This window comes from Proteiniclasticum sediminis (assembly GCF_018128025.1).
In the GTDB taxonomy this organism is placed as follows: Bacteria; Bacillota; Clostridia; order Clostridiales; family Clostridiaceae; genus Proteiniclasticum; species Proteiniclasticum sediminis.
Map to the genome: position 1 here is coordinate 302,030 of NZ_JAGSCS010000002.1, position 13,253 is coordinate 315,282.

Consider the following 13,253-nt stretch of genomic DNA (forward strand, 5'->3'; position numbering starts at 1 on the left):
GGAAAAATCTACTAAATATTTTGAAATTGCATTAGAATGAGGATAAGAGTTCATGGGGAGGTTCACATGGAAGAGAAAAAGTTGCTGACAGTCACACTGAATTATCTCAAAACCTTGAATTATGCCATGGCGGAAAATGGGATTCCCTTTTTGCGAAATGCCACGGTGGAGAATCTGGGGGAGGAAGAGCTTCGAAATCTGAGGGCGGTACTTCGCTTTCAGGAGGATTTTTGTCCGTCCCTGACACTGGATCTGCCCGTGCTGCCGCCCAAAATGGTGGTGGATCTGGGACAGCTGGATGTTCGTCCCCGGGGAGAACATCTCTTTTCCCTCACGGAAAATATGACCCTGGATATTACTGTAGAGATTTGGAAAGGGGAGGAGCTCCTTCAAACTGAGCGCTATCCCGTCCTGGTCCTGGCTTATAACGGATGGCCAGGCTACGAGGTCATGCCGGAACTTCTGGCAGCCTTTGTCACCCCCAATCATCCCGCCATCGACAAGCTCATTGTGGAGGCTTCAGAGATTCTCCAGGCTTCCGGAAAGGATCCTTCCTTCGAAGGCTATCAGTCCCGGGACATCAACCGGGTCCGGGAGCAGGTCCTGGCCCTCTATACGGCCATCCAGAACCGCTTTCTCACCTATGTGGGCCCTCCGGCTTCCTTCCTGGAGTCGGGACAGCGGATCCGTCTGGCGGATGAAGTGCTGGAGAAAGCCCTGGGCACCTGCCTGGACTGGACCCTGCTCTTTGCCTCCTGCCTGGAAGCCATCTCCCTTCACCCCCTGGTGATCCTGGTTCAAGGCCATGCCTTCCTGGGCTTTTGGCAGGAAGAGCAGTTCTTCGCCGATGCCGTGGAAACGGATTTGGCTGCCCTGACCAAGCGCACGGCCGCAGGGGTGGAGCTCATAGGTCTTCTGGAGACCACCGATGTGCGCACCGGCCTCAGCGTTTCCTTTGGGGAGGCCCAAGCCCATGGCGCCGCGCATTTGCTTGCCGAAAAAGAGTTTCTCTTGGCGGTGGACATTCACCGGGCAAGGGTGGGTGGCATCCGGCCGCTGCCCCAGCGCCTGGAACAGGGGGGTGTCTTTGTGGAAGCCCCCCAGCGAAATCGGGAGGAGCGGATCCTCACCCTGCCGGCGCTGGAACAGGCCGTCAGGCTTCCGGAAGCCATCCCGGGGGAAAAATCCGGCAAAAAGACCCAATGGGAGCGCAAGCTCCTGGATCTTAGTCTTCGCAATAACCTTCTAAATCACACGCCAGGGAAAAAAGGGGTGGAGCTTCTGGTGCCCTCAGCCAAAGAACTGGAGGACCTGCTCGATGAGGGCAAGGAGTTCCAGCTTCTTCCCGCCATACCCGAAGCCAAGGAACAGCCTGGGGTCAGGGGGGCCCTGGACGCCCAGGAAACCTTGCAGCAGTTTGCTCCGCTTCTCGCAGGGGAGTTCACCCAGCAGAAGCTTCGGACCACCCTCACCGAGGAAGAGCTCAGCCGACGGCTCACCAAACTTTCCCGGGAAGCCAAGCTTTCTTTAGAGGAATCCGGCGCCAACAGCCTCTTCCTGGCTCTCGGGCTTCTCAAGTGGTACGAGACTCCCCGCAGCGAGAAACCCCGCTATGCGCCCATTCTCATGGTTCCCGTGGAGCTGGTGAAGAAGGTGGGCCGGAGCATCTATATGGTCCGAGGAAGGGATGAGGAAACCCTCATCAATGTCACCCTTTTGGAAAAGCTGAAGCAGGAATACAGCATCACCGTCCAGGGTCTGGATCCCGTGCCCCTGGACGACCAGGGGGTCGATGTGCTCCAGGTGTTCAGCATCATGCGGCAGGCCGTCCTGGGGCAAAAGCGCTGGGATGTTCTCGATGCCGTAAATCTAGGCATCTTTTCCTTCTCCAAGTTTATCCTTTGGAATGATTTGAAAAACCATGGGGACGACCTGGCCAAGCACCCGGTGATTTCCTCCCTGCTGGAGGGCAAGCTGACCTTTGAAGCCCAGGCTCTGGATCCGGAAGATCGCCTCCTGGATGAGACCATCGATCCGGCGGAAATCCTTCTTCCCGTGAGCACCGACGCCAGCCAGCTCCAAGCCGTAGAGGCGGCGGTGAAAGGAAAGTCCTTTGTTCTCCATGGTCCCCCGGGAACGGGGAAATCCCAAACCATCACCACCATCATTGCCAATGCCCTCTATCAGGGGAAACGAGTTCTCTTTGTGGCGGAAAAAATGGCTGCCCTTTCCGTGGTGCAGCGCCGTCTGGAGAATCTGGGCCTGGGCCACTTCTCCCTGGAAGTCCATTCCAATAAGAGCAAGAAAACCGCCATTTTGAAAAAGCTGGAGGAAACCATCCATGTGACCCGGGAAAACGGCATTCCCTTTGCCGAAGAAGCCCGAAAGGTCCGGGAGATCCGCACAGGGCTCAATGCCCAGGTGGCGGCCCTCTACAAGACCTATTCCTTTGGTCATTCGGCATACAGCCTCATCGGACTTCTGGAGTCCTTAAAGGACCAGGAAGCCGGAACGCTCTTCCGTGAGCTTTCCCTGGACACCCTCTCTTCGGAAGGCTGGGAAGAGCTCCAGCTTCTGGGGCGAGAGCTGGCCTCCATTACCCGGGAAACGGGAGAATATGCCGATGCCCCCTTAAAGGGGATGAACCTCGCCCAGTACAGTTATACCCTAAAAGGGGAGATGGAGGAGGCGCTAAAACAGCTGAAACCCCTGGCCGATGCCCTGGCCACATCCCTGGAGCAGATGGAAGAACAAAAGCTGCCGGTGCTGGAAACCCAAAAGACCCTGGAAGCCTTGGGAAAGCTCGTCAAAATTTCCGCCGCCAGGCCCAATGCAGAACTGATGCAAAGCTTATCTCCGGAGCTTCTGGATGTTCTGACTCAGGCCCTAAACCTCGAGGCTCAGCGTAAAGGTCTGGAGACGGGGCTTCTTGAAAGCTACCGTCCCCAGGTTCTGAACCTGAATCCCCCAACACTCCGCCAGGAGCTCCAGACCGCGGAAACCAAGCTGCCGGTGCTGAAGACCCTGGCCCGGCGAAAGGTGCTTCATCCGCTGTCCGCTCTAAGCCTTCAGGGGCCTCTGGACACCTCCAAAGCTCTGGCGCTCTTTGATGCCCTATTGAAGCTCCAGAACCTGAAGGAAGGGGTTGAGGCGCTTCTTCAAACCCAGCCCCTACTATCCCCAGACAATCTTCAGGAGGGCACCGCACTCCTTCGTGACCTCCAGGAGACCCTGGAGGTGAAGACCCTCCTGGGGTTCACGGGAGAAGAACCCTTCTGGACCCTTCTTCAGGACAAGGCCCAGATCACCGGATTCCTCCAGGCCTATGACCGTTTCTTCGCGGTGTATCCCACATTTTCGGATCAGTTTGCCTGGAGTCTTGGGGACCTCCCAGAACTGGAAGGAAACTGGCCCCGCAGGCTTTCCGACCGGCTGGAAACCTACGGGAAGAACCTGGAGGCTCTTCGGGAGTGGACCAACTACAATGCCCTTAAGGCAAAGTGCAGCGACAAAAAGGTTGAGGAGCTCATCACCGACTTTGAAGCGGGAAAATTCCTGGGGGAAGAAGCGGAGCTTCGGGTGAAAAAGACCCTGGCCCTCCAGGCTTTCCAAGTTATTCTTCAGCAGGAACCCCTCCTTTCCCATGTCACCGGCCGCCAGGTGGAGGACCAGATCACCTATTTCAAGGAGGTCCACCGCCGCTATGAGGAACTGGCCATGAAGGAGATCCGTTCCACCCTGGCATCGAAGGTGCCGGACCTGCAGAAGGAAGCCAGCAGCTCCTCGGAGGTGGGGATTCTTCAGCGCGCCATTCGAAGCGGCGGACGGGGCACCACGCTGCGGGCGCTCTTTGACCGGCTGCCCAATCTGCTGCCGCGAATCACCCCCTGCATGCTCATGAGTCCCTTGTCCGTGGCCCAGTATCTGCGTACGGACCGGGCGCTCTTCGATCTCGTCATCTTTGACGAAGCCTCCCAGATGCCCACGGCGGAAAGCGTGGGCGCCATGGCCCGGGGCAAGGAAGTCGTCATTGTGGGCGATCCCAAACAGTTGCCCCCCACCACCTTCTTCAGCACCCAGAATGGGGGAGAAGAGGAGATTCTGGAGGATCTGGACAACATCCTGGAGGATGCCCTGGCCCTCTCCCTGCCGGAGACCTCGCTCCTCTGGCACTACCGCAGCCGCCATGAGAGCCTCATTGCCTTCAGCAACCGGGCTTACTATGAAAACAAGCTCTATACCTATCCTTCACCTCGGGAGCTGGCCTCCCAGGTGTCGCTAACCTTTGTGGAAGCCACCTATGGTCGGGGCGGCACCCGCTCCAACCCCGTGGAAGCCAAAGCCGTGGTGGAGGAGATCATGGGCCGCCTCACGGATCCACGCCGGGAGAAGGATTCCCTGGGCGTCGTGACCTTCAGCATGGCCCAGAAGGATCTCATTGAAGACCTGCTGCAGGAAGCTCTGAAGGATCGACCGGACATGGAGGAAAAGATCCTCACCATGGAGGAACCAGTCTTCGTGAAGAATCTGGAAAATGTCCAGGGGGATGAGCGGGATGTCATTCTCTTCAGCACCGGTTATGGCCCCGATGCCGACGGCAAGCTCTCCCTGAACTTTGGCCCCTTAAATCGGGAAAACGGCTGGAAGCGCCTCAATGTGGCCATCACCCGATCGAAAAAAGAGATGAAGATCTTCACCAGCATCCGTCCGGAAATGATCGACACCGCCAAGACCAGTGCCCAGGGTGTCCATGATCTGAAGCGCTTCCTGGAGTTCGCCCAGCGGGGAACCCAGGCGGTGGCCCTGGAGGACGTGGCCATCAACGGAAAAGAAACTTTAAGCCATGCCATCGCCCGGGAACTGGAAGCCAAGGGGCTGAAGGTGGTGACAGGCATCGGCGCCTCCCGCTATAAGGTGGATCTGGGCATCGTGGACGAGAACGATCCCAGCCGGTTCTCCCTGGGGATCCTCTGCCAGGGGGATTCCTATAAAGACGCCCGCAGCGCCCGGGACCGGAACATCCTTCAGGAAAGCATGCTCAGCGGCCTGGGGTGGAGTCTCATCCATGTGTATCCCATGGACTGGGTGGAGAACAAAGCCCGGGAAGTGGATCGGATTCTCGCAAAATTATCGGCAAAAGAAGGGGAGGGAGCTTCAAGCTCGGGAGCCTCGGTGCCGGTCTTTGCCTCTTATCCGGGGACGGTGGCCCCAGCAGAAGTCCTGCCATCGGACACCGCCGGAAGCCGTTATCTCGAGGTTCAGCTCCAGGTGCCTTCCCTCAGTGCGGAGGAGTTTAGGATGCCTAAGAATACTCGGCTCATTAAGGATGCCCTCATGGCCGTCATTGAAGGGGAAGCTCCCATCAGTGCCTCGCTCCTCACCCGAAAAATCCTCAAGGCCTTTGGGGTGCGCTGGGGGGAAAAGAGCCGCCAGGTGGTGGACGGGTTCCTCAGTGAACTGGGGTACCCCATCCGGGAAAGCTATGGTCAGCTCTTTGTCTACCGCGGGGAAGAAGAGGTCTCATTTTACCGAACCCCCACGCCGGAGTGCCGCCGGGATCCTGAGGATCTTCCACCGGAAGAAATCCTTTTGGCCGCCGAAGACGTCATCCGCCGTCAAGTTTCTCTCCCGGAGGAGAGTCTCTGGGAAGAGGTGGGCAAGCTCTTTGGCTACAGCCGCCGCCAGGAGGACATGGTGAGCAAGGTGAAGGCGGTGCTACAGGACCAGGTGCCCCCAGGGTGCCGCCGGGAGGATTCCGGAAACTACATCAGCGAATAGAAAAAAGCGTCAGGGCTTTGACCCTGGCGCTTTTGCGTGCATGAACCGTTATTTTGTGACCACATAGAGATGGCCGCTTTGGGCAGATTTGGTGCGGTTTAGCGGATGTCCGGAGGAAAGGAGGGTCTGGAGACGGGTAAGAATCTCCCCGCTGATCTCCTCGCCGGGAAGGATTAAGGGTACTCCGGGGGGATAGGGAATGATCCGCTCCGCACAGATGCGGCCTTCTGCCTGGGAAAAGGGAACTTCCTCTGCGGGAAGAAACAGGACCTCTTCTTCGGGAAGGACCCGCAAAGGAAGCGTCAGCACCAAAGGAGAGGTTTCTGCGAGGAGCGAAAACTCCTCGGCAGCGGAAGGAAGGCTTTTCAGCGCAGCTTCCAGGGCATCCCAGCTTTCCGGGGCATCGAAGGCACTGAGGAGAAACACCAGATTCTGGCCTTCACTCATCTCCGCCTGGATGTGGTGGACCCGGCGCAGCCAGGCATCCACCTGTGCACCGTGAAAAGGCGTGCGAAGGATGAGGCGCGTGGGATCCAGGGCTTTTCCGTCCATGACCTGTAGACCCGGGACTTCCCGAAGGGCCGCCTTTAGGGCGTCCAGTCGAAGGATCAGGGCTTCGATTCGTGCTTCCCCCTGGGTCTCCATGAGGTGGCGGGCCATCTCCATGGAGGCCAGGAGGGTGTAGGAAGGGCTGGTGGTCTGGAAGATCCGGAGCCAGTGCCGGACCCGTTCCCGCTGAAGGGGCGAGAGATCTGCGCTTAAGTTCAGCACCGCCCCCTGGGTGAGGCAGGGGAGGGTTTTATGGAAGCTCACGGCAGAGGCATGGGCTCCCTGGGCCATGGCGCTTTTCGGCAGAAGAGGCGAGAAGGGGAAATGGGCGCCGTGGGCTTCATCCACCAGAAGAAGCATGCCCTGTTCCCGGACAAAGGCGGAAATGGCCTGAAGATCCGTCACGGTGCCGTAGTAGGAAGGGGAGGTGAGGATCACTCCCTTGGCTTCGGGGTGCTCGGCATAAGCCTGGATGACGGTTTTAGGCGAAACACCCGTGGGGAGAAGAAAGGTGGGATCCACCTCCGGCAGGAGGTACTGGGGCGTAAGCCTGGCCATGGCCAGGGCGTTGTAGACGCTCTGGTGACAGTTTCGCTGGACGAGAACCACATCCCCCGGCTGAAAGAGGCCGTGGATCATGGCATAGTTCACCGCCGTGCTGCCGTTGACGCAGTAGTGGCTTTCTCCAGCGCCCAGGGCTTTCGTCAGGAGAACTTCCGATTCTTTCAGGATTCCTTCGGCATGATGCAGATTATCCGTGCCGGGGACCTCCGTCACATCATAGGCATAGAGCCGCTCCCGAAGGAAGCGAAGCTCTGGGAGAGCCTCTTCGTTCCGATGGCCCGGCATATGGAATCGCCGGTTATTTTCTTCGGTATAGCATTCGAGTCCCCCAATGAGGGGGACTCGGTTCCAGGGCATCACAGGAAGAGAACCTTCTCGTCCTGGGCGCTTTCCTGTTCTTCCGCTTCCGCGGCCGCCAGCATGCGCTTAGCTTCAATCATGATGGAGCACTCCAGCCGTTTGCGCTGCATCTCGCATCCGAGCTTGTAGGGCTTATGGATATCCCCGTTAAAGTTCAGGGCGTTGGCATGACAGCCGCCGGAACAGTAGAATTTGGAGAAGCAGGTCTTGCAGTCCTCCTTGGTATAGATGTGGGCATCTCGGAAGGTGGCCCGCATCTCTTCCGGCAGGGTCAGATTTTCAGTGAGGATGTTGCCCATCTTGTAGGCGTCATTGCCCACAAACTGATGGCAGGGGTAGATGTCGCCTTCCGGCGTGATGCACAGATACTCCGTGCCGGCGCCGCAGCCTGTGATGCGCTTGATGACGCAGGGACCCTGGGAGAGATCCACCATGAAGTGGAAGAAGGTGAAGGGATCGCCGTTGACCTTCATGTCGGCATATTCCACGGCCAGCTTTTCGTACTCGGCCAGGATCTGGGGAAGATCCTCTTCCTTGATGGCATAGGGGTTCTCGTCGGCGGAGACCACGGGTTCCATGGAGGTATGGACAAAGCCCAGATCTTTAAAGTGCTTCACGTCCTCGGAGAAATCCAGGGCGTTCCGGGTGAAGGTTCCCCGCAGGTGGTAGCTCTTGTTGCCGCGGCGTTCCACCAGTTTCTTGAATTTCGGAACGATGACATCATAGCTTCCACCATCCAAAAGGGTGAGGCGCATGTCGTCATTGACCTTTTTGCGGCCGTCCAGAGAAAGGACCGCATTATGCATATGCTCGTTGATGAAGTCAATCTTCTTGTCGTCCAAAAGAACGCCATTGGTGGTGATGGTGAAGCGGAAATTCTTGTTGTACTTGGCCCCCAGCTCATCCCCGTAAAGGACCAGGGCCTTCACCACGTCAAAGTTCATGAGGGGCTCGCCGCCAAAGAAGTCCACTTCGAGGTTCTTGCGGCTTCCGCTGTTTAGCGCCAGATACTCCAGGGATTTCTTGCCCACTTCCAGGGACATGAGGGCTTTGGCGCCGCCAAAGTCGCCCTGGGAGGCGAAGCAGTACTTGCACTTCAGGTTGCAGTCATGGGCGATGTTGAGGCAAAGAGCCTTCACCACCGGCTTGCGGTTCTTGAAGACCTCCAGGTCCTGATAGGTGTCCTCAGTATAGAGGAGTCCCTCGGCCACTAAAGTGTTGACTTCCTCCAGGGAAGCCTTGAGCTCCTCCAGGCTGTGCTGGGGAAGGCGCAGATAGAGCTCTGCCTCATCCAGATTGCCCTTCCGGTATTCGTCATAGTGGTCTAAAAGGTCAAAGGTCACCTCATCGATGACATGGACGGAACCGCCATTAATGTCCATGGCTATGCGGATCCCGTTCAGCATATATTTATGAATCAACGTTTTTTCCTCCTTTGGGGTAAATGTCGCTAAAATTTTTGGAAATCATCAGAAAAGAAAAGGGAGTGATTGTCATCATTCCCTTTACCGCGCTGATTAGTTATCTGTCAGCATTTTCACATTCCTGATTGGCTACAGTACATGAAGTTTTGCAGGCTGACTGACAGGATGTCTGGCATTCGCCGCAGCCACCCTTGGCAGCGCTTTTCTTTAGAGTGCTCTTCGTTAGGGTCTTGATGTGCTTTGTCATGATGAAAACCTCCTCTAATTATTAGCGATAATATTATAACATGAGTAGGGGGATATAGTGAGGTTTTCTTCGAAAATTTAAAGATTTGCGTACTGGGTTTGGGGGAACCGGGAATTTTCGCCCTTTACTTTTTCGAGGGCTTCTTGTTGAAATCTAGCCCTTGTACTATGATGAAAGGGACAAAAGAACCCATTTTCGGTAAAGACGGAAAGACAGATGCAGGAGGAGAAATCGTGGAAAAAAGGATATTGTGCTTTGGTGATTCCAATACTTGGGGCTTTGACGCCCAGTCGGGGGACCGCTTTCCCCGCACCCTTCGCTGGACCGGGCGGCTTCAGGCAGCTCTCGGCGAGGATGTGGTGGTCATTGAGGAAGGGCTCAACGGCCGGACCGCCGTCTGTGAGGATCCCCTGAAGGAGGGGCTCAAGGGGCTGGACTATTTCATGCCCTGTCTTCAGAGCCATAAACCGTTGGATCTGGTCATCATCATGCTGGGGACCAATGACTGTAAAGCCCGGTTTTCCCTCAATGAGGAGCATATGGCCCTGAGTATTCTTCGGTTGGCCATGAAGAGCAAAAATTCCGCAGCAGGCCCCAAGGGCAGCGATCCTGCAGTTCTTCTGGTGACCCCTCCGCCAATTTTGCCCGGTTATGAATCCACGCCTACACTCATGACCCTGGGGGCCGGAGCCCGGGAAAAGACGCTGAATCTGCCCGCCAGGCTGGAGCCCTATGCCCGGATGAACGGGTTTTCTTTCCTGGAATCTGGAAAAACTGTTGCCATGGGCAAGGCCGACAACATGCATCTGGATGAAAAGGGCCATGCCGATATGGCCCGGACCATGGAGGAGGCTGTCCGGGAGATTTTAGGCCTGACGAAGGGAGGAAAGACCCTTGAGTGATACCGTACAATCCATTGACCGGGCTTTCCGGATCCTGGAGCTTCTCTCGGAAAACCCTGACGGACTGGGCCTTCTGGAGATCAGCCACCGCACGGGGCTGACGAAAAGCACCGTCCACCGGCTTCTCATGACGTTGCAGGAAAACGGCATGACGAAGCAGCTGGAGCCCACGGGGAAGTACAGCCTCACCATGAAGCTATTTGTCCTGGGATCCCGGGTGGTGGAAAAGCGGGAGGTTCTCCAAGTGGCCAGACCCTACCTGGAAAAACTCCGGGACATTTCCGGGGAAGCGGTGCACCTGGTGATCCGGGAAGGAGATGAACTGGTGTATGTGGATAAAGTGGAATCGGAAAACACCATCCGCATGTACTCCACCATTGGTAGGAAAGGCGTGCTCTATGCCACCTCGGTGGGAAAAGCCCTTCTGGCCCTTTCTCCCCAGGAGGAGGTGGCATCCTACTGGAACCGCACGGAAGTCATCGCCCAGACGCCTCAAACCATTGTGGACTTTCCGGCCTTTCTCCGCGAGCTGGAGAGGATTCGCCAGGATGGCTATGCCCTGGATCGGGAAGAAAATGAGCTGGGAGTGAAATGTGTAGGCGCCGCCATTCGGGACTATACGGGAAAAGCGGTGGCCGCCATCAGCGTTTCGGGTCCCGCCCAGCGCATGACGCCAAAGGTACTGGAGACCATCGGGGGGGAAGTGCAGAAGATCACCCGGGAAATCAGTCAAGAAATGGGCTATTCCGGGCATTCCCGCTAGGCCTTTGGGCATCTTTTTTGAAATCTTTCACGCCCCCTTGAAACGGTTCTCAATCTGCCGTAAAATAGAAGAGTATTCGATTTTGGAACATGGTTCCACATTGTGGAACTGCAATAGGAAAAGATCTTTCTATGGGATCCCTCCTGGCCATTGGATTTCCCCAGCCAAGCCAAGAGAGGAGAGAAACAAGGCAGTGACTGTCTGTTCTGCAGGCTTTTTCGGTTCGATGAAGGACCCGGGGAAGGAAGTTTGTGCAGGACGGATCAAAAAAGGATAGTGAGGTAATAAAAATGGAAGTTGTGACCTTTGGCGAAACCATGGTGCTCTTTAATCCGGAAACCCAGGGACCCTTGCGATATGTAGGGACCTTCACCAAGTCCATCGGCGGTGCGGAGTCCAACGTGGCCATCGCCCTGGCCCGTCTTGGCCATCGGGTGGGCTGGTTCTCCAAGCTTGGCAAGGATGAGTTCGGCCGCTACATCAAGTCCACCATCATGGGCGAAGATGTGGACGTATCCCGAGTCATGACCGATGAAACCCGTACCACAGGCATTCTCTTCAAGGAGCGCTTCTCCACGGTGAACCCCAACGTGTACTACTACCGCAAGGGTTCTGCCGCCAGCCATTTGTCAGCGGAGGATCTGGATCTGGACTATATTAAAAATACAAAGATTCTCCATGTCACCGGAATCTCTTTAGCGCTTTCCGAGGAGTGCCGGGAAGCGGTATTCACGGCGGTGAAGGAAGCCAAGAAGGCGGGCGTCCTCATTTCCTTTGATCCCAACATCCGCCTGAAGCTCTGGAGCAAGGAGGAGGCCCGCCGGGTCATTCTGGAAATGGTCTCCCTGACCGATATTCTTTTCCCCGGAAAAGACGAGGCGGAGATTCTTTTAGGCACCGATGAACCGGAGGAAGTGGCGCGGATCTTCCATGAGATGGGGGTGAAAATCGTCGCCCTGAAGCTGGGCAAGAGCGGCTGCTTTGTTTCCGGAGACGGCGTAGGCACCTATGTGGACGGCTACACCGTGGAAAATCCCGTGGATACGGTGGGGGCAGGCGACGGCTATGCAGCGGGCTTCCTCTCCGGATATCTGGAACATCTCGACCTGGTGGACTGCGGAAAGCGGGCCAACGCCGTGGGCGCCATGGCCACTCTGGTGAAGGGCGATATGGAGGGATTCCCCTACAAAGAGCAGGTGGAAGCCTTCATGGGCCTTCGCGACAGCATCGACCGATAATCGTAAATTTTGAAGCCATGAAAAAGGAGCCCTCGGGCTCCTTTTGTATTATAAACTGATCCAGTAGCGGTCAATGACGTCCCCATCCTGCTCATAGGAGTTTTCCAGCTGACCGCCGATTTTCTTGATGACGCTGCGGGCCGCCTTGTTGTCCCGGCGGCTGGTGATCAGGGCACGGGTGATGCCGTGGACACGAAGGACATTGAAGGAAAGCTTCAGCATGATGAAGGCGTATCCTTTTTTTCGGGCATCGGGTCGGACGCCGAAGCTGAGATGGCCGCCGTAACGAAGAAGATCCTCCGTGAGGGCGTAGCGCAGATTCACCGCCCCCAGCACATAGCCATTGTCCTCCGTGAGGAAACGGGTCTCTGCCCGGACGATGCCTTCTGGGGTGGAATTGGCGCGAAGAATGTCCTCCTGCTTTGCTTTCCACTCCGTAAACGTGCCTTCCAAAAGGCAGGCAGAGGGGGCCACAGACTCGCCAACAGTAGTCCAGGCCTGTAAATATTCCAAAAAATACGTCTCATCCAGTTCGTTGATCCCGATCAGCTTAATTTTAATCACCCTGTTTTTGTTGATAGGAGTTATTATAACAAATAATACGGGAGATGAAATCCGGCGTAATCCATTTCAGAAAAATTTCATTTTTCTTGGGCAATCTTTGTTATAATCCCGACTTTGACAGTTCAAAAATTGAGAAACAGCTGGAACCCTTGAAAATAAAGGCTTCCAGCTGTTCTTTTTTGTTTTGAGCATGTTGTACACACACTATTTCCCATACGTTCGGAGCACTTCCAACGGGACATATTGACGAGTCCAATCTTTTCCCAGCAAGCGGTTGATCTGCAAAAAGTCCTCATTTCCAAACACTTCCCAATAGCCTTTCTCCAAGGGGCGGCACTGCGCGCTGAGAAGTGCATTTTGGATTTTTTCCGGACTGAACACTCTCTGGAGCCGGTGTTCCAACACGCGCATTACGGTTAAGGCGATGAAACAGATGAGAAAATGTGCGTGGATGTGGGACTTTGTCCAAACATAGACCGGTCGGGCATCAAAGGTGGTTTTCATCACCTTGAAGCAGTCTTCAATGCGGCTCAGGGAACGATAGCTGGCCAACATTTCCTCATCACTCATCGTAATCTCACTGGTGATCAGAACGTTGAAGCCATCATAGAGTTCATCCAGGGCGATTTGTTCTTCATCGATGGAAATATGCGGCGTAAGCCTGCGGATTTCACCGGTCTCTTCATCCAGCTGTTCGACTTCCAAGTAGCGTTTGCCGCCTTTTTTCATGGTCAGCCGGAATCGCTCGCTGGCGGTCAGTTTTTCTGCATACTCGATGGATTTCTGTCGGCGGACTTTTTCCCGAAAATCATATTTTTGATTCCACGTCACCAGCACTTTTTCGGTGACTTCTTTCTTGTTCAG

General features: G+C 55.9%; 9 protein-coding genes. 4 read left to right on the top strand and 5 right to left on the bottom strand.

The genetic code is table 11. From position 1 onward, the window contains the following. Nucleotides 1–66 precede the first annotated feature (66 nt). Nucleotides 67–5,778: a DUF3320 domain-containing protein gene (locus KCG48_RS03020; RefSeq protein WP_211799810.1), complete on the top strand. Its 5,712-nt coding sequence runs from the start codon at nt 67–69 to the stop codon at nt 5,776–5,778. Nucleotides 5,779–5,826: 48 nt separating this feature from the next. Here KCG48_RS03020 and KCG48_RS03025 read toward each other — a convergent pair whose 3' ends face one another. The 3 genes from KCG48_RS03025 to scfA form a co-directional block, all read right to left on the bottom strand. Further along, on the bottom strand, nt 5,827–7,248 hold the full coding sequence (locus KCG48_RS03025; RefSeq protein ID WP_211799811.1) for an aminotransferase class I/II-fold pyridoxal phosphate-dependent enzyme: 1,422 nt from the start codon (nt 7,246–7,248) through the stop codon (nt 5,827–5,829). After that, nucleotides 7,248–8,672, bottom strand: a complete 1,425-nt coding sequence (scfB, locus tag KCG48_RS03030; RefSeq protein WP_408004689.1) for a thioether cross-link-forming SCIFF peptide maturase — start codon at nt 8,670–8,672, stop codon at nt 7,248–7,250. Before scfB ends, KCG48_RS03025 begins: the two co-directional genes overlap by 1 nt. A gap of 100 nt (nt 8,673–8,772) precedes the next feature. Continuing rightward, a complete protein-coding gene (gene scfA / locus KCG48_RS03035) occupies nt 8,773–8,922 on the bottom strand; it encodes a six-cysteine ranthipeptide SCIFF (RefSeq protein ID WP_211799812.1) in 150 nt (49 codons plus the stop codon). A gap of 233 nt (nt 8,923–9,155) precedes the next feature. Between scfA and KCG48_RS03040 the strand changes: the two genes are divergently transcribed. The 3 genes from KCG48_RS03040 (at nt 9,156) to KCG48_RS03050 (ending at nt 11,825) form a co-directional block, all read left to right on the top strand. After that, nucleotides 9,156–9,824: an SGNH/GDSL hydrolase family protein gene (locus KCG48_RS03040; RefSeq protein ID WP_211799813.1), complete on the top strand. Its 669-nt coding sequence runs from the start codon at nt 9,156–9,158 to the stop codon at nt 9,822–9,824. Continuing rightward, nucleotides 9,817–10,587 carry an IclR family transcriptional regulator gene (locus KCG48_RS03045; RefSeq protein WP_211799814.1) on the top strand — a complete coding sequence of 257 codons (771 nt, stop codon included), beginning with the start codon at nt 9,817–9,819 and terminating at the stop codon, nt 10,585–10,587. The genes KCG48_RS03040 and KCG48_RS03045 overlap by 8 nt, the downstream gene beginning before the upstream one ends. Before the next feature lie 290 nt (nt 10,588–10,877). After that, nucleotides 10,878–11,825 (top strand): sugar kinase, encoded by a 948-nt coding sequence (locus KCG48_RS03050; RefSeq protein ID WP_211799815.1) that lies wholly within the window; start codon nt 10,878–10,880, stop codon nt 11,823–11,825. Between the two features lie 48 nt (nt 11,826–11,873). On the opposite strand, the gene KCG48_RS03055 is transcribed toward KCG48_RS03050, so the two are convergent. After that, the gene (locus KCG48_RS03055) at nt 11,874–12,389 is read right to left on the bottom strand and encodes a GNAT family N-acetyltransferase (protein ID WP_211799816.1); all 516 of its coding nucleotides are present in this window, start codon (nt 12,387–12,389) and stop codon (nt 11,874–11,876) included. A gap of 204 nt (nt 12,390–12,593) precedes the next feature. Then, nucleotides 12,594–13,253 (bottom strand): IS1634 family transposase (locus KCG48_RS03060; protein ID WP_456239170.1); only part of this gene is annotated, 660 nt, incomplete at its 5' end.